This is a genomic window from Streptomyces sp. NPDC030799, from assembly GCF_055572255.1.
Map to the genome: position 1 here is coordinate 108,485 of NZ_JBVIDS010000013.1, position 20,654 is coordinate 129,138.

Here is a 20,654-nt window from a genome sequence, read left to right on the forward strand (position 1 = left end):
ACCCAGCACCGCCACCCCCCACCCCCAGCCCCACCCCCCGACCCCACCCCCCATCACCGCTCACCTGTTCACCCACCCCTGTTCAAGGACTGTCATGCACCTCTCTCCCCGTGTCGCCACGCTGCTCGCCGTCGCGGTGCTGCCGCTGGCCCTCACCGCCTGCTCCCCCGACGACGGGGGCGCGAGCGCCAAGCCGGCCAAGGAGAAGAACCTGAACGCCGGTCTCGTCACCGGTGCGAGGCTGAAGAAGGCACTGGCGCCCGCCTCGGCCTTTCCGTCCGCGCTCACCCTTGAGGCCGCCGGTGCCGCGGACAGCGGCGGCGCCTTCCTCTCCCCGTCCAGCAGGAAGACCGGGAAGCCGGACTGCACCAGGCTGGAGGCGACCTCCTGGATCCAGCTGAGCGGCTTCAAGGGGGGCGTGTCGTTCGCGCAGAACGACTACGCCAACCAGGACAAGACGGAGGAAGTAGCCCAGGAGATCGACCAGTTCCAGGGCACCACGGCGACCGAGGTGATGAAGGGCCTGCGGGACGTCGCCGCCCGGTGCGCCACGTTCACGGACACCGACACGCACGCCAAGGTGAAGCTCACGGGCACGTCCACGGCCGGGCTCGGCGACGAGGCGTACACGATGACGCTGAAGAGCGGCGCCTGGGAGAACGGCACGACGCTGATCGCGGCGCGCTCGGGCAGGTCCGTGGTCACCGTGCTGTCCACGGCGGGCTCCGACAACGGCGCCGCGTCCGCGAAGAAGGTAACGACGGCGATCCTGGCGGCGCTGAAGTAGGAGGCACAGCCGGGCGGCCGGGCCTGAACTCCGCCCGCCCGGCAGCCACCCGTCCCCCGTGAAAGACGCCGATGCCCGTGACGTCCCGCCCCGCCGACAGGACGGCCGCCGAAGAAGCCGCCGCACGAGACCGGGGCCTCCCCGGAACCTCGCTGCGTGCCGCGCTCGGTCTCGGCCTGCTTTGGCCGGACGACGGACGCACCGCCACCCGTGTACGGCGCCCCGTCTTCGCGACGCTCCGGGCACCGGACGGCCTGCTGGCCGGGCTGGAGCGGGTCGTACTGGGCCCGCAGGCCCTGTCCACGCGGCGGGTGCCGTGGGCCGAACTGCCGTCGCAGATCCGGCGGGCGAGCTGTGCTCGGGGTGCGCAGCCGCTGCTGCGGGCCATGGCCCAGGCGGCCGGCGCGAGGGACGTCGCCCCGCCCGGAGTCACGCACCCCGACCGTCTCCTGGACATGGTCGACCACGGCCTGCTGTACGACATCGCCGGCCGGCTGCCCAGGTCGGAGCAGGCCGGCCGGAGCAGTGGCCGGGCGGCGCGCGAGTTCGCCAGGACGGCCTTCCGCTCGGCCCTGCGCCAACTGGCCCTGCTCGCCGCGCTGGACGCGGGACGGTGCCGGTGGGAGCTGTGCTGGGCGGGTCCCCCGGTGCGCCAGGTGGCACCCGACGGGTCGGCCGAGGCACTGGCGGAGGCCCTGGACCACGCGGTCGCCGAGCCACCGGACACGGCACCACTGCGCGCCCTGCTGTCCGGCGGGGGCGGGGGCCGTTCTCCGGCAGGCGGCACGGCACTGCCATCCCACGCCATGCCCTGACGGCCTCCCGCTCTCCTTCTCTCCGCCCGCAGCCTCTTCGGTCACCTCTTCAGGCGGCCCGACTCGGAAAGACCCGTATGAACGTCCTGATCGACATAGCCGGTGCCGGCGCCCTCGTCTACGCGGCCGTCACCATCCCGCGCAACGCCCGCAAGGCGCGCGCCGCCCGCGCCGAGGCGAAGGCCAAGGCGCCGGTGAACATCGACCCCGCCCAGTACGGGCTGGTGCCCGCCGCACAGCTCGACACCCGTTTCGCGGGCCCCGATCCGGAGGCCGACGCGGTCGCGGCGGCCGCGCTCGCCGGTGACTGGCGGCGGGCCGCCGCCTACCTGGCCGGGGCGGGTCGCGACTGGGACCTGCGGTGGTACCGGCTCGGCATCCTCACGCACGCCGCCGCCGAGGACGACAGCTGGGTCAAGGCATGGAGAACCGAGCACCCCGACGACCCGTCCGCCGCGCTGGTGCACGCCGACGCGCTCGTCGTGCTCGCGGGCAACGTCCGCGGTGACAAGGGGGCGAAGCACACCACGGCGGAGCAGTTCGAGGGCTTCCGCAGGCTGCTGGCCCAGGCGCTGCCCGCCTGCCAGGAGGCCGCGCGGATGGCACCCGACGATCCCTGCCCCTGGATCGCGCAGATCACCATCGCTCTGGGGCTCGGCTGGTCGCACGACGAGTTCCGGGCGCTGTGGGCCGAGGTCACCGCACGCGACCCGCACCACTTCGGTGCCCACGTCAGCGCCTTGCAGTACTGGTGCGCCAAGTGGCGCGGTTCGCACGAGCTGATGTACGCGTTCGCCGAGCAGGCCGCCGCCTCCGCTCCGCCGGGAAGCCTGCTGCCCGTACTGCGCCTGTACGCGCTGCTGGAGCACGGCACCCGGGAACGCGACGAGCCGGTGTACCACCAGCCGTTCGTGCAGGCGGCCGTGGACGCCACCCTGGACGCCGTGGACCGGGTGCCGGCCGGACACCACCGGCTGCCGGTGGTCCGGCACCTGCTGGCGGACACCCTGTTCCTGACGAAGCGGTACGCGGAGGCCGTCGAGCAGTTCCGGGCGGTCGGCGGACACATCGGCAGCGTGCCCTGGACGTACTCCGGCAACCCGGTCAAGGCCTTCGTCCACGCCCGCACCAACACCTTCGTCCTCTGGGAGAAGGCGGGCCGCCCCGCCCCTCCGCCCCGCGGCCGCGCGACCGGGCGCTGAGGGGACACCCGCGGCTGCAGCGCGTGCCGTCACGAGGCCGCGGGCGCGGGCCCGCGGCTCACCGCGCGCGGAAACGGTCCGGTGCCTTGGTGGGGTTGCCGCCCGTGGGGAGTTTCCGGCCGGGGCAGCCGGTGAGGACCTTCTTCATGGCGGCCTGCTCGGCGGCGGTGACCCACAGGCCGTACTTCTTCTTCACGGCGACCTGGGCGGCCACATAGGTGCAGCGGTACTTCTGGTTGGGCGGCAGCCAGGTGGCCGCGTCGCCGTCTCCCTTGCCGCGGTTGGTGCTCGCGTCGACGGCGATGAGGTTGAGGGGGTCGTTGGCCAGCGCTATGCGTTTGCTCGGGTCCCAGTACTTGGCGCCCTTCTGCCAGGCGTCGGAGAGGGCGACGACATGGTCGATGTCGACCTGGCTGCTGCCGCGCCGGTAGGTGATGTCCTTGCCGGAGTAGGGGTCGGGTTCGAGCAGGCCGTAGGAGACCTTGCAGGCGCCGCCGGTGAACTTCACGTCCTTCAGGTCGCGTTTGAGTATGTCGTCGCGGGTGTCGCAGGAGTTGGAGTCGGTGTCCGCCCACGCGGTGCCGAAGCGGGCCCGGGAATATCCGGTCTTCGGGGCGCGTCCCTTGACGGTCAGTGAGTCGACGGCGGCCAGCGCCGCTCCCCCGACCTGCGTCCTTCCGGGTCCCGAGGACCCCTTGGTCTGCTCGCTCTTGCAGCCGGTCACGGCGACGGCCATGACGACCACCGCGGTGACCACCCCGCACCTCAGACGCGTCACGGTACGTCCCCCTCGCTCGCCCTTGTCCGCCCTGCCGGCCGTGGCGGATCGTTCCTGTGCCCACGGTAACGGACCGCTGACTTCCGCCAGATGGGCACAAAGGGCACCGTCAGGTGCAATTCCGGCCCGACTTGGGGCACCTGAGAGCTTGGCGGGGGAGCCCGGGGAGTGCGGCCGTGCGCCCGCTCACACCTTGCCTATGCCCAGGGTGGATTCCGAGGGCAGCAGATGGGAGGAGAGGATCGCGACCCAGTAGTCGCCGAGCAGGTCGGCGAGGCGGTCGGTGTCCGTGCGGCCGAGGGTCTGCCAGGGGCGGGCGGCCAGGCGGTCGGTGTGCTCCTCCACACCGCGGCGCAGGGCGCGGCCCGCCTCCGTGGCCGTACCGTCCGCCTCGACCAGGCCTCGGGCGGCCAGCCGGGCGCGGGCCGCCGACCACTGGCCGCTGCTCCAGCCCCGGCTCTCGAACCGTTCGACGGACGCGGCGCCGATCGCGGCGAACGACACCAGCGCCTCGACGGGGTCCAGGTCCGCGAGGAGCAGGGCGGCGATGTGGCCGTCGCCGCGGTGCTCGCGCAGGACGGTGGCCGCGTGCCACAGCTGCAGGTGCGGGGGCTCCGGCCAGGGCAGTTCAGCGTTGGCCGCGGCGAGCGGGCGGCCCGCGGTGCCGGCCGCCTCGGCCGCGCGCCGGGCGAGGGCCGCGGCCTCGGCCAGCTCGGGACTGTCGACGCGGTCGCCGAGGAGCGTGCGGTAGGTGCGGTCGATGCCCCGCAGGCGTGCCGCGAGGACGTCGCGCGGGCTCGCGATGCTCCAGGCCGCGTCGATGTGTGCGGCGACCATACGGGGGTTGAAGCTGTAGAAGGCAGAGGCCACGCGCTCGGTGCCGGCGGGGCCCAACGGGGCGGCGCGCAGCGGGAAGTAGCTCGGCCAGCGGTCGGCCGTGCCGTATCCGAGGGCAGCCGTCTCCTCGAACACCTCGGGCGCGTAGTACAGCACCGCGTGCAGCGGCTCCAGCAGGTGCCACAGCTGACGCACCCGCGCCGCTTCCACCGGCTCCCCCGGGACGGTGCCCTCTCCTACGGCCTTGCCGTCGTGCTCCGACATGACGTGCCCCTCCCCGTCGTCCCGTTCCGCGCGAGACCGCGCGGCCCTGCGGCACGGACAAGACTGCCCGAGACGACCCCGGACTCGTATCGCTTCGGCAGAAGTCGGCGTCCCCGGTTGACCTTGACACCGGCGTCAGGGTCCGAGGATCCGGGCATGAGCGAAGACACCCGCACCCACAGCCCCCGTATCGTCGTCGTCACCGGTGCCGGTACCGGTATCGGCCGGGCCACCGCGCGCGCGTTCGCCGCCGGGGGCGCGCGGGTCGTCGCGGTCGGCCGCCGGGCGGCGCCGCTGGCCGGGACGGCCGACGGGCACCCCGGTATCACGCCGGTGTGCGCCGACCTCACGTCCGAGGACGGCCCCGAGACGGTCGTGCGTACGACGCTGGAGCGGTACGGCCGGATCGACGTCCTCGTCAACAACGCCGGGGTCGTCACCCCCGGATCCCTGCGCAGCTGCACACGCACATCGGTACGTCCACTGCTGGAGACCAACCTCCTCGCTCCCGTCCTGCTCACCCAGGCCGCGCTGCCGGCGCTGGAGGCCGCCCGGGGTGTGGTGGTGAACGTGACGACCTCCGTCGGTCAGCGCGCCTGGCCCGGCAACTCCCTCTACGCGGCGGGCAAGACCGCCCTGGAGACGCTGACCCGCAGCTGGGCCGTGGAGCTCGCGCCGCACGGGGTGCGGGTGGTCGCCGTGGCGCCCGGTGCGATCGACACCCCCATCGGTGAGCACTCCGGTCTCGGCCCCGAGCAGGTGGCGAGGCTGCGCACATGGCAGCGGGAGCACACCCCGCTCGGCAGGATCGGCCGCCCGGAGGAGGTCGCCTGGGCGATCACCGGGCTCGCCTCCCCGCAGGCGTCGTTCGTGACGGGAGTGGTGCTGCCCGTGGACGGCGGGGCGGTCGTCGCCTGACGGCCGGCCTCAGGGGCCCGTGTCCCCCGCCTCCCGCAGCGCCGCCGCCAGCCGGTCCCGTACCGCCGTCTGCGTCGCGATCCGCGCGTCCAGCACCGCCAGCCGGTCCCGGGCGACCCCGAGGCCCTTGGCGGAGGCGGGGCCGGCGGTGACGTCACCGTCCAGGCAGGGCAGGAACACCCGGACGTCGTCCAGGGTGAGGCCCGCCTCCAGCAGGTGCCGGATGTTGCGGACGCGGACCGCGGTCCGGGCCTCGTACTCCCGGTAGCCGTTGGCGGCGCGGGCGGAGGTGATCAGGCCCTGCTGCTCGTAGTGGCGCAGGGCGCGCGGTGTCGCCCCGGTCGCCGCCGCCAGTTCACCGATCCTCATGTCCCCCCTTGCGACTCCTACGAACCCAGGACCGAGGCGAGGAACTCCCCGACCCAGCCCAGCAGTTCGCGGCCGACCAGCGGCTTGCCGCCGACCTTCGCGGTCTTCGGGCGCGGGACCAGCACCTGGTGCACGGCCGGTTTGATGACCGTGCCCGGGTACAGGCGCTTGACGCGCAGCTCCTGCGACTCGCGCAACTCCACCGGTGCGAAGCGGATGTTGGTGCCCTGCAGGACGATCTCACCGACCCCGCACGCGCGCGCGAGCATCCTGAGACCGGCCACCAGCAGCAGGTTCTCCACCGGTTCGGGCAGCTTGCCGTAGCGGTCGGTGAGTTCCTCCCGGACGGCCTTGATGTCCTCCTCCGAGTTGGCGGAGGCGATGGCCCGGTACGCCTGCAGGCGCAGCCGCTCGCCGGGCGCGTAGTCGTGCGGGACGTGCGCGTCGACGGGCAGCTCGATCTTGACCTCCAGCGGCGCCTCCTCCTCGATCTCGCCGGTCTCCAGCTGGCGCCGGTAGTCCGCGACGGCCTCGCCGACCATGCGGACGTACAGGTCGAAGCCGACGCCCGCGATGTGGCCGGACTGCTCGCCGCCGAGGAGGTTGCCGGCGCCGCGGATCTCCAGGTCCTTCATCGCCACGTACATGCCCGCACCCATCTCGGTGTGCTGGGCGATCGTCGCCAGGCGCTCGTGCGCGGTCTCCGTCAGCGGCTTCTCCGGCGGGTACAGGAAGTAGGCGTAACCGCGCTCGCGGCCTCGGCCGACCCGGCCGCGCAGCTGGTGCAGCTGGGACAGGCCGAAGGTGTCGCCGCGCTCCACGATCAGGGTGTTGGCGTTGGAGATGTCGATGCCGGACTCGACGATCGTCGTCGAGACGAGGACGTCGAACTTCTTCTCCCAGAAGTCGACGACGACCTGCTCCAGCGCCGATTCCGACATCTGGCCGTGGGCCGTGGCGATGCGTGCCTCGGGGACGATCTCGCGCAGCCGGGCGGCCGCGCGGTCGATGGACTCGACCCGGTTGTGGATGTAGAAGACCTGGCCCTCGCGCAGCAGTTCGCGGCGGATGGCGGCGCCGATCTGCTTCTCCTCGTACGGCCCGACGAAGGTGAGCACCGGGTGGCGCTCCTCCGGGGGCGTGGTGATCGTGGACATCTCACGGATGCCGGTGACCGCCATCTCCAGGGTGCGCGGGATGGGTGTGGCGGACATGGTCAGCACGTCCACGTTGGCGCGGAGCTTCTTCAGCTGCTCCTTGTGCTCGACGCCGAAGCGCTGCTCCTCGTCGACGATGACCAGGCCCAGGTCCTTGAACTTTGTCTCGGAGGAGAACAGGCGGTGGGTGCCGATGACGACGTCCACCGCGCCGTCCTTCAGGCCCTCCAGGACGGCCTTGGCCTCGGTGTCGGTCTGGAAACGGGACAGCGCCTTCACGCTCACCGGGAACTGCGCGTACCGCTCGGAGAACGTCCCGAAGTGCTGCTGCACCAGCAGGGTCGTGGGCACGAGGACGGCCACCTGCTTGCCGTCCTGTACGGCCTTGAAGGCGGCCCGCACCGCGATCTCGGTCTTGCCGTAGCCGACGTCGCCGCAGATCAGGCGGTCCATGGGGACCGACTTCTCCATGTCCTCCTTGACCTCGGCGATGGTCGTGAGCTGGTCGGGGGTCTCCGCGTAGGGGAAGGCGTCCTCCAGCTCGCGCTGCCAGGGCGTGTCGGTGCCGAAGGAGTGTCCGGGGGCGGCCATGCGCGCGCTGTACAGCTTGATCAGGTCGGCGGCGATCTCCTTGACCGCCTTCTTCGCGCGTGCCTTGGTCTTCGTCCAGTCGGCGCCGCCGAGCCGGTGCAGGGTGGGCGCCTCACCGCCGACGTACTTGGTGATCTGCTCCAGCTGGTCGGTCGGGATGTACAGCCGGTCGCCGGGCTGGCCGCGCTTGGCGGGCGCATACTCCACGACCAGGTACTCGCGGGTGGCGCCCTGCACGGTGCGCTGCACCATCTCGATGTAGCGGCCGACGCCGTGCTGTTCGTGGACGATGTAGTCGCCCGGCTCCAGGGTGAGCGGGTCGATGGTCTTGCGGCGCCGGGCCGGCATCCGGGCGCCGTCCCGGGTGGCGGTGCGCTGGCCGGACAGGTCGGTCTCGGTGAGCACGGCGAGTTTCAGCGCCGGGTCGACGAGGCCGTATTCGATCGAGCCGCAGGAGACGTGCACCACCGACGGGCTCAGCTCGCCGAGGTCGGCGTCGAGCCGTGCGGCGATGCCCTCGCCGCCGAGCACCTCGACCGTGCGGGCGGCCGGGCCGTGGCCCTCGGTGACGAACACCGCGCGCCAGCCGTCGGCGAGCCAGCCCTTGGTGTCGGCGAGGGCCCGCGCGGTGTCGCCGCGGTAGGTCTCGGGCGCGTGCATGCCGAGCTTGAGGGTGTCCGCGTCGAGCTCCTCGTCCGCCGCGAAGGGCGAGACCGACCACCACATCATGTCCAGCTCGCGTGCGCGGTCGCGGACGTCGGCGATGGACCACAGGGAGGCGGCGCCGACGTCGATGGGGGCCTCGCCGCCGCCGGCGGTGGCCGCCCAGGAGGCCTGCAGGAACTCCTGGCTGGTCGCGACGAGATCGGCGGCGCGCGTGCGGACCCGCTCCGGGTCGCAGACCACGGCCATGGCGCCCTTGGGCAGGACGTCGAGCAGCAGCTCCATGTCGTCGACCAGGACGGGGGCGAGGGACTCCATGCCCTCGACCGCGATGCCCTCGGCGATCTTGTTCAGGAGTTCACCCAGTTCCGGGTGCTCCTCGGCGAGGGCCCGCGCGCGTGCGCGTACGTCGTCGGTGAGCAGCAGTTCGCGGCACGGCGGTGCCCACAGGCCGTGTGCGGCGACTTCGAGGGAGCGCTGGTCGGCGACCTTGAAGTAGCGGATCTCCTCGACGTCGTCGCCCCAGAACTCGACGCGCAGGGGGTGTTCCTCGGTGGGCGGGAAGACGTCCAGGATGCCGCCGCGCACGGCGAACTCGCCGCGCTTCTCGACGAGCTCCACGCGCGCGTAGGCGGCGGCCGCGAGGGCGTCCACGACATCGTTCAGGTCGGCGGTCTGCCCGGTCCTCAGGGATACCGGCTCCAGGTCGCCGAGGCCCTTGACCTGCGGCTGCAGCACGGAGCGCACGGGCGCCACGACGACGGAGACCGGGCCGGTCTCGGGGTCGTCGGGGCGGGGGTGGGCGAGGCGGCGCAGCACGGCGAGACGGCGGCCGACGGTGTCGCTGCGCGGGCTGAGCCGCTCGTGCGGGAGGGTCTCCCAGGAGGGGTACTCCACGACGCCCTCCGGGGGGAGGAGGGAGCGCAGGGCTGCCGCCAGGTCCTCGGCCTCGCGGCCCGTCGCCGTGACCGCGAGCACGGGGCGGCCGGCCTCGCGGGCGAGGGCGGCGACCGCGAAGGGGCGGGCCGCCGGGGGGCCGACGAGGTCGACGTGCATGCGGTTGCCGTCCGCGGCCGCCGTGATCGCTTCCGCGAGGGCGGGGTCCTTGACGACGGCGTCGAGCAGACCGTGCAGGCTCATGGGGGCTTTCCGTCCGGGGTGGGCAACGCAAGTAGCCCGGCGCGGGTGGCAGCCGGGGCTGTCCAGCCTACGACGCCGGCGGCGTTGCCGTCGGGGGCTGTGGACAACCCTCCCGTCGTGCACCGGCCGAACGGCCCGGCAGAAACAACCCGGCAGAAACAACCCGGTGCCGGGAAGTCTCCAGGACTCCCCGGCACCGGGTCTTCCCCCGCAACCCCCGTATGCGGTGGTCATCGGTCCGGCCTGCGCAGCCGGTCCGTCGCACGGCCGGCCCGGCTGCACGGCCGGCCCGGCTGCGCGGCTAGTCCGTCGCGATGGCGTTCAGTACGTTCATCCGGCCCGCACGGAACGCCGGGACCAGCGCGGCGAACAGACCCACGAAGGCCGAGGCGGCGAAGACCGTGATGATCGTCGGCCAGGGGATGTCCAGGATGGTCAGGCCCTTCAGGGCGAGGAGCTTCTGGGCGGTCGCGCCCCAGCCCATGCCCAGGCCGAGGCCGAGCAGGGCGCCGAAGACGGCGATCACCACGGACTCCAGGCGGATCATGCGGCGCAGCTGGCGGCGGGAGAGACCGATGGCCCGCATGAGGCCGATCTCCCGGGTCCGCTCGACCACCGACAGCGCCAGGGTGTTCACGACACCCAGGACCGCGACGATGATCGCGAGTGCCAGCAGGCCGTAGATCATGTTCAGCAGCTGGCCGATCTGGTCCTTCAGCTCCTTCTTGTAGTCGGTCTGGTCGCGCACGGTCACGTCGGGGTTGTCGTGCAGGGCCGCCTTCAGCGCCTGGTAGGCGGCTGCCTGCTGCCCGTCCTCGGCCATGGCGAAGAGGAGCTGGTCCTGCGGCATCCTGTCGGCGGGGACGTACTTGGCCATCGTCCGGATGGACGTGTACTTCGCGCCCGCGTCGATGAGCCCGTCGCTGCTGGTGATCGCCCGTACGGTCAGGCGGCCCGTGGAACCGTCCGCGAAGGCCACGGCGATCCTGGAGCCGAGCCGGATGCCGTGCTCCTCGGCGAACTTCTCGGGTACCGACATCGAGTCGGGCCGGTAGGCGTCCTTCAGCTCGCCGGCGACCGTCTTGGTCCGCACGTCGCTCGCGAAGGCCGGGTCGGCGGCCATGATCGTGGTGTTCTTGAGGGTGTGGCCGTCCGGCATGGTGAAGTCCGCGTCGGTCCACTTGTACTCGGTGACCCGCTTGAGGCCGGCCGTCTCCTTGACGGCCTTGACCGCCTGCGGGGTGAGGAGCCCGCCCGGGGTGTCGCTCTGGATGATGAAGTCCGTGCCGACGGTCTTGTCGAGCTGGTCGGTGGCCGAGGCGACCATGGAGGAGCCGACCACCGACAGGCAGGCCACCAGGGCCAGACCGATCATCAGGGCCGCGCCGGTGGCGCCGGTGCGGCGCGGGTTGCGCAGCGCGTTGCGCTCGGCCATCCGGCCCACGGGGCCGAAGACCCGCAGGATGACCGCGCCGAGGACCCGGACCAGTCCGCCGGCGAGCAGCGGTCCGATGACGACGAAGCCGACCAGCGTGGCCACCACACCCAGGCCCAGCCATCCCGAGCCGGCCGTGGCCTTGTCGGCGGTGGCGGCGGCGTACAGGCTCCAGCCGCCGGCGGCGGTGAGGACCAGGCCGATGGCGGCCCGGACGGTGCCGGCCCTGGCGTCGGCCGGGGCACCGGCGTCGCGCAGCGCGGCCATCGGGGAGACCTTGCCGGCGCGCCGGGCGGGCAGATAGGCGGCCAGGACGGTGACCACGACGCCCAGGAGCAGGCCGACGCCGGGGGTCGTCCAGGCGACGGTGAGGTCGTCGGTGGACAGGTGCATGCCCATCCTGCCCATGAGCTTCATCAGGCCGACGGCGATGCCGATGCCCGCGCCGACACCGAGCAGGGAGCCGATCACGCCGAGCAGCAGCGCCTCGATCAGCACCGACCGGTTGACCTGCTTGCGGGAGGAGCCGATGGCGCGCATCAGGCCGATCTCGCGGGTGCGCTGGGCGACCAGCATGGAGAAGGTGTTGATGATCAGGAAGATGCCGACCAGGAAGGCGATCCCGGCGAAGCCGAGCATCGCGTACTTCATGACGTTCAGGAAGCTCTTGACGCTCTTCTGGTTGGCGTCGGCGACCTCCTTGGCGGTCTGCACCTTGTAGGCGTGACCGAGGGCCGCGCTCACGTTCTTCTTCAGCTGCGCGTCGGTCACCCCCTGGGCGGCGGTGACGTTGACGTCGGTGTAGACGCCGGTCCTTCCGACCAGGGTCTGCTGGGCAGTCCTCGTGTCCAGGTAGAAGATCGCCGCGCCCGGGTTGGTGACCTTGAAGGCGGCGATGCCGGACACGCGCGCGTGGTGGGTGCCCACGACCGAGATCACGCCGATCTCGTCACCGAGCTTCAGGTGGTGCTTGTCGGCGGTGTCCTCGTCGACCATGACCTGGTCAGGGCCCTTGGGCGCCGTACCGGTGGTGATCTCCATGGTGCGGGCGTCGTTGCCGTTCCAGCTGCCGACGATGGTGGGCGCACCGCTGCTGGGCGACAGCTTGTCCTTCTTGGCGTCGACGACGGTCACCGAGGTGGAGAACACCGTCCCCTCGGCCTTCCGCACGCCCTCGGCACCCCGGACCGTGCCGAGCACGGAGGCCGGCATGACCGGCGGCCTGCCGGTACGGGAGGTCGTCTGACCGGTGTCGGAGGAGCCCTTCGCGCTGACCGTCACGTCCGAGGCCGTGGCCTGGAAGAGCTTGTCGAAGGTGGTGTTCATCGTGTCGGTGAACACGAGGGTGCCGCACACGAAGGCGACGGACAGCAGGACCGCGACCGCCGACAGCGCCATCCGGCCCTTGTGCGCGAAGAAGTTGCGCATCGAGGTCTTGAGCACGGTCATGACGTGCGGCCCCGGGCGTCGAAGTCCTTCATGCGGTCCAGGACCTGATCGGCCGTCGGCTGGTACATCTCGTCGACGATCCGGCCGTCGGCGAGGTAGAGCACACGGTCGGCGTAGGAGGCGGCCACCGGGTCGTGGGTGACCATCACGATGGTCTGGCCGAGTTCGTCCACCGAGCGGCGCAGGAAGCCCAGGACCTCCGCGCCCGCGCGCGAGTCGAGGTTTCCGGTCGGCTCGTCCCCGAAGATGATCTCCGGGCGGGCGGCGAGCGCACGGGCCACGGCGACCCGCTGCTGCTGGCCGCCGGAGAGCTGGGCCGGCCGGTGCTTGAGGCGTCCGGCGAGCCCGACGGTCTCCACCACACGGTCCAGCCACTCCCGGTCCGGCTTGCGCCCTGCGATGTCCATGGGCAGCGTGATGTTCTCCAGCGCGTTCAGCGTCGGCAGCAGGTTGAACGCCTGGAAGATGAACCCGATCCGGTCCCGTCGCAGCTGGGTGAGCTTCTTGTCCTTCAGGCCGGTGATCTCGGTCTCGTCCAGGAAGATCTGACCGCCGGTCACGGTGTCGAGTCCGGCGAGGCAGTGCATCAGCGTGGACTTGCCGGACCCCGAGGGGCCCATGATCGCGGTGAACTGGCCGCGCATGATGTCCACGTCGACGTGATCGAGGGCGACGACACGGGTCTCCCCGGACCCGTACGCCTTCACGACCTGCCGCGCCCGCGCGGCAACGGCCGTAGGCCCTCCAGTGCCCCCGTGCCTGGGAATGGTCACAGCCGATGTCACGGTATGTCTCCTATATCGGTTGGCAAGTCGTGTGGTGCGTCAGGGATGCCCCGGTGCGCCGGGGCGTCGTTCCGGTACGCCGTCGAGTCTCGCGGCCGGCGGGGCCATCGCGCGCTGGTGCGAAGCCCCCTGTCTTCTGGGGGAAAACCCCACCCCGCCGGTGCGGGTCGCCCCCCCCCAGCGGCGTAAAGCCAGGTTAAGGACCGGACCCGGCCCGTCTCGTCCTCCGCCGGAACGAACCCTCCCCGAGCCGTAGTACGGAGATACCCCTAGGGGTGCTCCACCCCCGGGCGGAGTCGTTCTCGGGGTCGTCTCCACCCTTCGGCCCGGCAAGCCTCCACCCTCCCGTTGCGTGAGGGTCAATGGGAAGCTGTCGTACCGGAGACAGGTGCAAGGGGCACGGGGAGGGGCTTCCGGTGGGGAGTACGACACCCGCGATACGCGGCGGAACGGTCCGGCGGAAGGACACCGGGCGGCGGGGCGCGGTGGTCGCCGCGCTGATGCTGGCGATGGCGCTGGCCGCGCTGGACGCCACCATCGTCTCCACGGCCGTACCGCAGATCGTCGGCGATCTCGGCGGGTTCTCCGTCTTCTCCTGGCTCTTCTCCGGCTATCTGCTCGCCGTGACCGTCACGCTCCCCGTCTACGGCAAGCTCTCCGACACCTTCGGCCGCAAGCCGGTGCTGGTGGCGGGCGCGGCCGTGTTCCTGCTGGGCTCGCTGCTGTGCGCGGGCGCCTGGAACATGGCGGCGCTGATCGCGTTCCGGATCGTGCAGGGCCTGGGCGGCGGGGCCCTGCAGGGCACCGTGCAGACGCTGGCCGCCGATCTGTATCCGCTGGCGGAACGCCCGAAGATCCAGTCCAAGCTGTCCACGGTGTGGGCGGTGTCGGCGGTGGCCGGACCGGGCCTCGGCGGGGTGCTCGCCGCGTACGCCGACTGGCGCTGGATCTTCCTGGTCAACCTGCCGATCGGTTGCGCCGCGCTCTGGCTGATCGTCCGTCATCTGCACGAGCCGGAGCGGGAGACGCCGCAGAACCCGGACAGCACGGCACGCGCGCGTGTGGACTGGGCCGGCGCGCTCGCGGTGTTCGCGTGCGGCGGGGTGCTGCTGACCGCGCTGGTGCAGGGCGGGGTGGCCTGGGCGTGGCTGTCGGCGCCCTCGCTGGCGCTGTTCGGCACGGGGCTCGCCCTGGCCGGGGTCGTGGTGTGGGTGGAGCGGCGGGCGACCGAACCGATCATCCCCGGGTGGGTGTGGCGCCGCCGTACGATCGCGGCCGTCAATCTGGCGCTCGGCGCGCTGGGGCTGCTGATGGTGGCGCCGAGCGTGTTCCTGCCGACGTACGCGCAGTCGGTGCTCGGGCTCGGTCCGGCGGCCGCCGGTCTGGTGCTGTGCGTGTGGACGTTGACCTGGTCGGGGTCGGCTGCGCTCAGCCAGCACGTGTACCGGCGCATCGGCTTCCGCGACACCGCGCTGCTCGGTATCGGGCTGGGTGCGCTGATCCTGCTCGCCTTCCCGTTGCTGCCGTATCCCGGTTCCTGGTGGCAGCCGATGCTCCTGATGCTGCTGCTCGGCGGCGCGCTGGGGCTTTTCCAGCTGCCGCTGATCATCGGGGTGCAGTCGACGGTGGGCTGGTCGGAGCGGGGCACGACGACCGCGTCGGTGCTGTTCTGCCGGCAGACCGGGCAGACCGTGGGCGCTTCCGTCTTCGGTGCCGTCGCCAACGGGGTGCTGGCGGCGCGGCTGGGCGGAGCGGGCGACCTGGAGTCCGTCACGCGCGCGTTGGCCGCCGGTACGGCCCCGGAGGCGACCCGGCGGGCGATCGCCGACGCGGTGCACGCGGTGTACCTCGGTGCGGCGGGCGCGGCGGCGCTGGCCTTCGTGGTGCTGCTGGTGGTGGCGCCGCGGCGGTTTCCGGTGCGGCAGGAGTAGCCGTACGGCGCCGCTCCCGGTACGGCGACGCGCCCCGGGCGGGACCGTGGGGGATGTCGGTCCCGCCCGGGGCGGTGTCGAGGGATACCGGAGTCAGTCCAGCCGGCCCTCCCTTCTCGCGGCCCGCGCCCGGCCCTGGTACGGGCCCGGCGGGGGCGGGTGGTGCGGGCCCGGCACGGGCGGGTGGCGCGGGCCGGGCGGCCCTGCTAGGCGGGCACGGCGGACAGGACCTCCGTGGTGCACGCGCCGAACTGGTTGCCGAGGGCGTTCAGCAGGTGCGCGGCCGCGTAGCTCTGGGAGTTGTAGATGCTGCGGTCGGTGTCCAGCACCGCCCTGCGGCCGTGCATGGCCCGGGTGTTGTCGACCAGGACGACGTCGCCGTCGACCCAGTTGATCTCCTCGGTCACCGACTCGGTGACGTCGCGCACCTCGTCCCACAGCCACTCGGGCAGCTCACTGCCGTCCGCGAAGGTGATCTTCGGCGGTTCGTAGTTGTACGACGGGCCGAGCATGCTGTTGGCGAAGGACTGGCGGCGGCCGAACAGCGTGGAGTGCACGGCCGGGGTGCGGTAGGCGTAGGTGAGGTAGCCGTCCTCGTCGACGTGGAAGGTGGTGTGGCCGGGGCCGGTGGCCAGGCTCTGCACGTCGTGAACGGTGATGTCCTCGACGTCCTTGACCCCCTCCAGCTGGAACTGGGTGAACGCCTTCCACATCGCCTCGCTGACCCTGCGGGTGTAGACGATGTCCTGCTCCTTGAAGGCACGCTTGGCCTGCGGGCTGAACCGCTCCCAGGCCGCGTACCCGTCGCACACGGTGGTCTGCGAGCCGGACTTGGCGGCCTTCTCGCACAGGAACCAGGTGAGCGTCGGCACGAACGGGCTGTTGCCGTTCTCGATGTGCAGACCGAGCGCCTCGGTTCCGGCGTCGACCTTCTGGGCGACGTTGCCGCCGAAGAAGGTGCGGGCCGGGTCGAGGGTGACCTTGTCGGAGTGGGCGCGGACGAAGTCGGAGAACTCCTCCAGGCTCGGGTCGAAGCCGCGGAAGAGCAGGAAGCCGGTCTCCGCGAGGACGTTCATCACCTGCTTGGGCTGCAGATCGGCGAGGTTCCCGCCGGGGCGGGCCATGGCGATCCTGCCGAGGCCGTTTCCGTAGCGTATGAGGTCGACGCCGGCGATCATGGTGTGGGTGTCTCCTTTGTGCACAGGCGAAGCCGGTGCTTCGCGACAGTGGTGAATCGGTCGGTGCGGTTCACACGGCCACCGGCATCCGGTCGGGCACGGCCGGCTCCGCGAGGAACGCGGCGATGACCGGGCGGCGCGGGCGGCCCGTGACGGTGAAGAACCGCAGGTACAGGTCCTCGTCGGCGACGAACACCGTGGGCTCCTGGACCCGTTCGACGATCGAGAGGTGACGCTCGCCGTGCGCGGCGATCTCCCGTTCGGCCTCGGCCGGGTCGGTGCCCGGTTCCACCAGGAACAGGCCCTGCAGGGCGGTCAGCCCGTCGCCGCTGACGGCGACCGCCCGGACGAAGGGCAGCGTGGTGTACGACGCCTCCACCCATTCCGGTGCGACATTGCGGCCGGAGGCGGTGATGATGACGTTCTTCTTGCGGCCGACGATGCGGACGAACCCGTCGTCGTCGATGGTCGCGAGGTCCCCGGTGTGCAGCCAGCCGTCCTCGTCCAGCGCGCAGCTGGAGGGGTCGGTGCGGCTGTAGCCGGCGAACAGGGAGGCGCTGCGCACCAGCAGCTCCCCGTCGTGGGCCAGGCGTACGGTCACGTGCGGCAGCGGGCGGCCGACGGTGCCGATACGGCGGGCGGTGGGGGTGTTCCAGCAGACCACCGAGCTGTTCTCGCTGAGCCCGTAGCCCTCGTGCACGGGCATGCCGTGCGCCTCCAGGCGGTGCAGCACCTGCGGGGTGACCGGGGCGCCGCCGCAGCAGATCAGCGGGGCCGGTGAGCGGCCGAACAGGGCCTCGGCGGCGGCCCGTTGTCCGGCTCCCTGGTCCACGGCGAGCCGTTCGGCCTCCGCGGCGAGCACCTCGGCCAGGGCGGGGGTGACCACCAGGGCGCTGGGCGCGGCGGCCGCCAGGTAGGGCAGGACGCGCTGAGGTGCGGTCGCGGAGGTGCCGACCAGGGGTGCCGACGGGGGCAGCAGGACCACCGTGCCGCGGTCGGCGAGGACCAGGTAGACGGCGGTGACCTGCTCGATCAGCAGACTGAAGGGGACCAGGGAGAGATAGCGGGTGTAGGAGCCGGCGGGCATCTCCTGGTGCAGCGAGTCCACCAGGGCGTTCACCCCGGCCGAGCGGATCCGCACGCCCTTGGGGCGGGAGGTGGTGCCGGAGGTGTGGATGACCTTGCAGATCCAGTCCGGCCGGGCGGCCGGGGGCGCGGCGTGCGCGGGCACGGCGGACTCGGGTGCCGGGGACGCGGGTGCCGCGGGTGCCGCGGGCAGGAAGTGCGCCGGTGCCGGGGCGTCCAGCAACTCCTCGATGTCGACCAGGAGATGACCGCAGTCGGCAGGGATTACGGGCGTCTCTGCGGACCACTGGGCGAGCCGCTCCCAGCCGGCCTGGTCGGTCAGGACGACGTCGATGTCCTCCAGCAGCCCGGCGGCCTGCTCGGGCGAGAAGGCCAGCGGTACGGGCACCTCGGTGGCCCGGTGCTGCAGCAGCGCCAGGTCGGCGACGAGGAACTCGGGGGTGTTGCCCATGGCCACGCCCACCTTGAGGCGTTCGCCGCGGGCCGGCCAGCGGTCCAGCAGGGAGCGCAGCGCGGCTGTGGCGCAGCCCATCTGGCGGTAGGTGTAGCGGGCCGCGGTCCGCCCGTCCTCACCGAGCACCTCCACCAGGGGCAGGTCCTGTGCGGCGGGGTCGGCCAGCGCGGCGGCGGTGCGCTCCTCCAGCAGAGCGCCGTACTTGTCGTGGGCGTCAGGCAGCGGCATCGGCGAGCACCTTCTCCCGGCGGTCGGCGGTGAGTTCGATGTCCAGGCCGCTGAAGCGGTAGCGGCCGGTGGTGGAGGACAGCAGGGCGCCGATGGCGTGCAGGGGGATGACGCCGGTGCGCGGGGTCTGCTGGTAGTACGTCCCCCAGCGCTCCCGCTCGAAGTCGTCCAGGGTGGAGGCGTCGGCGGAGACGATCGGCTTGAAGGGGATGCCGAGCCGGTCCAGAGTGCGGGCGAGCTGGCCGGTGGCCGTGCACAGGATGTAGCGCAGGCCCTGGCACCAGGCGATGATCGGGGTGAGCCGGATCAGTTCCAGGCCGGAGCGGTCGCCGCCGCCGGCGAGGGAGCCGATCTCCACGATGGAGTCACGGGTGCAGGTGGCGCCGGTGACCCGGGCGACGGCCTCCTCGACGGGTTCGCCGCCGAGATAGCGCTCGGAGAAGAAGCCCCGCTCCGAGTCGAACGTCATGCCGACGCAGGCGAGAATGCGATCGGCCGGGTCCGTGCCGTCGTACTCCTCCTGCTGTGGGCCGGAGGCGACGATGAAATAGTCCGGGGCGGGTATGACATCGGCACCGAATGCCTTCGAATACCGTTCCCTGGCGAAGTCGCTGGCGTTGCTCCAGCTGGGCGTCAGACGATTGGCGACAGTAATGCGCACGATTGTCTCCTCACATTTCCGGTTCCCTGGGAACACCGTTCGCTGCGGTGTCCGCCGAGGGACCTCGACGTGATCCATCTTCGGGATCCGGAAAGCCGGGAAAAAGTCGCGAGAAACAGTGTCTTGACCGTGGCCGGGACGGCTGATATTCGCGCGTACCGCGCGCGCCCCGCCACTGAGGAGAACAGCGGCGGGGCGGAGGAAAGGACGCGTTGTTCGGCGCGGGTTCAGTCGGGCGTCGACTCGTATTCGGTCAGTCCGGCCCGGGCGGCCAGAACCCCGGCCTGGAACCTGCTTTCGGCGCCGAGGGTCTGGGTGATCTCCGAGATGTGCTTGCGCACGGTGCGCACCGACATCGCCAGCCGGCGGGCGATGACCTCGTCCTTCGCCCCTTCGGCGAGAAGTCGCACGATGCGTTTCTTCACGAGGTCGCTGATGGTCGTGGTGACGGCGGCTCCGCCTTCGAAGGGAAGGGCCACGTCCCAGAGATGGTCGAAAACACCGCACAGGTACTGGACCGCGCTGGGTTCGTGGACGACGGCCGCGCCGCCCCGGTTTCCCGGAGTGGGCAGGAAGACCGTCTCCCGGTCGAAGATGATCATCCGGTCGGGAAGTTCCTCCAGCGTCCGCATTTCGGCGCGATATCCCGCGACCTGTTCCACATAGCTCTGGTATTCCAGGTCGTAGCGTGCGGTGTGCTGGACGAGTGAACGCATGGTGACACCGCGTTCCAGCATGGCGAGGTCGCGCGGCAGGACGTCGCTGAGCAGGGTGCCGGTGCGCCGCCGGGCCGGCTGGATGGCGGAGATCTCCGTGCACCGGGCGGTGGCGTTGCGCAGCAGGGAGAGCACCTCGCCGACCTCGGGCACCACGCTGACCGCGGCGTCGCGGCCGCGCTCGCGACGGGCCGCCTGATAGACCGAGGTGAGCGCGGCGAGGTCGACACGGATTCCGTCGATCGCCTGCTGCCTGCGGCGTTGCGCGAGTTCGACCGGGGCGAGCAGCTCGCCGGCCGCCGCGTCGGGGCTGACCGCCACCAGCGCCGAGGGGTCGCCCGGCTTGGGGCGCAGCAGATGGAGCACCTTCAGCTTCTCCGCGGCGGCCTCCACCTGCTCCCTGGTCAGCCCGAGTACGGCGACGACCTGGTCGACGTCCAGGCTGTCCTGGCGCAACGCGCACTCGTAGACGGCGGTGGCGTCGCCGTCCAGCCGGGGAAGCCCTACCCAGCCATCCATGATGTCCACATCTACCCCACTTTGTTCACGCTTCCTGTTGATGCGTGCATGCTCATGATCCCTTGTCGGGCTGGCTTGGCCGAATCAAATCCAGGCAAGATCGTGGCCAGGGAAAGTGCCCGCAGCGGGCGGTCCCGAAAACCACTGCAACGCGATAGTCGGCTTCTTGCCGCGCTTCAATCAATGGGGGATGAAATGAAGTTCGCCAGCACCGCTCTCGTCGTCATCGCGACCCTGACTTCCGGCTTCGGCACGCTCGGCCAGGCCGTCGCCCACGCCGGTAACTCCAGATCCGCGACGGCGGTTTCCGCGGCCGCCTCGCCGGGCGGCACCACGGAATGGGGCGTCGTGAAGCCCACCGCGTAACGGCCGGCATAACGGCCGTTGTAACGGAATATTCAATTCCGCACGGAGGACACGCATGCCCACCACCGCCCCGCCGGCGCGTCGCGTGGAGTTGCAGGCGCCGGAGCTGGCGCCCCGGGAGCAGGAGGCGCTGGGCTACATAGCCCGCGGTTACACCGACTCCCAGACCGCGAAGCGCATGGGCATCAGCCCGTACACCGTCCACACGTACCTGCGGCGGATCAGGGCCAAATACGGCCTCGACAATCGCGCCCAGCTGGTACGGCTCGCCTTCGAACTGCGGCTGTGACGAGCACGGTCCGCGCCCACCCACGAACACCCAGGA

17 protein-coding genes are annotated in these 20,654 nt (G+C 71.7%); 7 read left to right on the top strand and 10 right to left on the bottom strand.

Features of this window, described 5'->3' with window-relative positions; translation table 11 throughout:
- Nucleotides 1–94: 94 nt before the first annotated feature.
- The 3 genes from ACZ41I_RS29980 to ACZ41I_RS29990 all read left to right on the top strand — a co-directional run bounded on the left by ACZ41I_RS29980 (nt 95) and on the right by ACZ41I_RS29990 (nt 2,804).
- A complete protein-coding gene (locus ACZ41I_RS29980) occupies nt 95–787 on the top strand; it encodes a hypothetical protein (RefSeq protein ID WP_468515520.1) in 693 nt (230 codons plus the stop codon).
- 71 nt (nt 788–858) lie between these two features.
- A complete protein-coding gene (locus ACZ41I_RS29985; RefSeq protein WP_468515521.1) occupies nt 859–1,602 on the top strand; it encodes a hypothetical protein in 744 nt (247 codons plus the stop codon).
- Nucleotides 1,603–1,679: 77 nt separating this feature from the next.
- The gene (locus tag ACZ41I_RS29990; protein ID WP_468515522.1) at nt 1,680–2,804 is read left to right on the top strand and encodes a hypothetical protein; all 1,125 of its coding nucleotides are present in this window, start codon (nt 1,680–1,682) and stop codon (nt 2,802–2,804) included.
- 58 nt (nt 2,805–2,862) lie between these two features.
- Here the strand turns inward: ACZ41I_RS29990 and ACZ41I_RS29995 are convergent, their stop codons facing one another.
- Complete coding sequence (locus ACZ41I_RS29995) at nt 2,863–3,582, bottom strand: HNH endonuclease family protein (RefSeq protein ID WP_468515523.1); 720 nt, start codon at nt 3,580–3,582, stop codon at nt 2,863–2,865.
- 186 nt (nt 3,583–3,768) lie between these two features.
- Entirely contained in the window at nt 3,769–4,683 is a 915-nt protein-coding gene (locus tag ACZ41I_RS30000) for an SCO6745 family protein (protein ID WP_363215467.1), read from the bottom strand.
- A gap of 156 nt (nt 4,684–4,839) precedes the next feature.
- Here ACZ41I_RS30000 and ACZ41I_RS30005 point away from each other — a divergent pair, with 156 nt between their 5' ends.
- Nucleotides 4,840–5,601 carry an SDR family NAD(P)-dependent oxidoreductase gene (locus tag ACZ41I_RS30005; protein ID WP_468515524.1) on the top strand — a complete coding sequence of 254 codons (762 nt, stop codon included), beginning with the start codon at nt 4,840–4,842 and terminating at the stop codon, nt 5,599–5,601.
- 9 nt (nt 5,602–5,610) lie between these two features.
- Here ACZ41I_RS30005 and ACZ41I_RS30010 read toward each other — a convergent pair whose 3' ends face one another.
- The 4 genes from ACZ41I_RS30010 to ACZ41I_RS30025 form a co-directional block, all read right to left on the bottom strand.
- Nucleotides 5,611–5,970, bottom strand: a complete 360-nt coding sequence (locus ACZ41I_RS30010; protein ID WP_363215465.1) for a MerR family transcriptional regulator — start codon at nt 5,968–5,970, stop codon at nt 5,611–5,613.
- A 17-nt stretch (nt 5,971–5,987) separates the two neighbouring features.
- Nucleotides 5,988–9,521, bottom strand: coding sequence for a transcription-repair coupling factor (gene mfd / locus ACZ41I_RS30015; protein WP_468515525.1), 3,534 nt, complete (start codon nt 9,519–9,521; stop codon nt 5,988–5,990).
- Between the two features lie 301 nt (nt 9,522–9,822).
- Nucleotides 9,823–12,405: an ABC transporter permease gene (locus tag ACZ41I_RS30020; RefSeq protein ID WP_468515526.1), complete on the bottom strand. Its 2,583-nt coding sequence runs from the start codon at nt 12,403–12,405 to the stop codon at nt 9,823–9,825.
- Nucleotides 12,402–13,190, bottom strand: coding sequence for an ABC transporter ATP-binding protein (locus ACZ41I_RS30025; RefSeq protein WP_363215462.1), 789 nt, complete (start codon nt 13,188–13,190; stop codon nt 12,402–12,404). Before ACZ41I_RS30025 ends, ACZ41I_RS30020 begins: the two co-directional genes overlap by 4 nt.
- Nucleotides 13,191–13,606: 416 nt before the next feature.
- On the opposite strand from ACZ41I_RS30025, the gene ACZ41I_RS30030 reads away from it, so the two are divergent.
- Entirely contained in the window at nt 13,607–15,121 is a 1,515-nt protein-coding gene (locus ACZ41I_RS30030; protein WP_468515527.1) for an MFS transporter, read from the top strand.
- A 206-nt stretch (nt 15,122–15,327) separates the two neighbouring features.
- Here the strand turns inward: ACZ41I_RS30030 and ACZ41I_RS30035 are convergent, their stop codons facing one another.
- From ACZ41I_RS30035 to ACZ41I_RS30050, 4 genes are all read right to left on the bottom strand, one after another.
- Nucleotides 15,328–16,299 (bottom strand): TauD/TfdA family dioxygenase, encoded by a 972-nt coding sequence (locus ACZ41I_RS30035; protein WP_363215460.1) that lies wholly within the window; start codon nt 16,297–16,299, stop codon nt 15,328–15,330.
- Between the two features lie 70 nt (nt 16,300–16,369).
- Nucleotides 16,370–18,067 carry an AMP-binding protein gene (locus ACZ41I_RS30040; protein WP_468324481.1) on the bottom strand — a complete coding sequence of 566 codons (1,698 nt, stop codon included), beginning with the start codon at nt 18,065–18,067 and terminating at the stop codon, nt 16,370–16,372.
- Nucleotides 18,054–18,728, bottom strand: a complete 675-nt coding sequence (locus ACZ41I_RS30045; protein WP_363215458.1) for a thermostable hemolysin — start codon at nt 18,726–18,728, stop codon at nt 18,054–18,056. The genes ACZ41I_RS30040 and ACZ41I_RS30045 overlap by 14 nt, the downstream gene beginning before the upstream one ends.
- A 227-nt stretch (nt 18,729–18,955) precedes the next feature.
- On the bottom strand, nt 18,956–19,963 hold the full coding sequence (locus tag ACZ41I_RS30050; protein ID WP_468324484.1) for a helix-turn-helix transcriptional regulator: 1,008 nt from the start codon (nt 19,961–19,963) through the stop codon (nt 18,956–18,958).
- Nucleotides 19,964–20,158: 195 nt separating this feature from the next.
- Here ACZ41I_RS30050 and ACZ41I_RS30055 point away from each other — a divergent pair, with 195 nt between their 5' ends.
- Complete coding sequence (locus ACZ41I_RS30055) at nt 20,159–20,329, top strand: hypothetical protein (protein WP_363215456.1); 171 nt, start codon at nt 20,159–20,161, stop codon at nt 20,327–20,329.
- Between the two features lie 55 nt (nt 20,330–20,384).
- On the top strand, nt 20,385–20,618 hold the full coding sequence (locus tag ACZ41I_RS30060) for a response regulator transcription factor (RefSeq protein ID WP_351247724.1): 234 nt from the start codon (nt 20,385–20,387) through the stop codon (nt 20,616–20,618).
- Nucleotides 20,619–20,654: the final 36 nt, after the last annotated feature.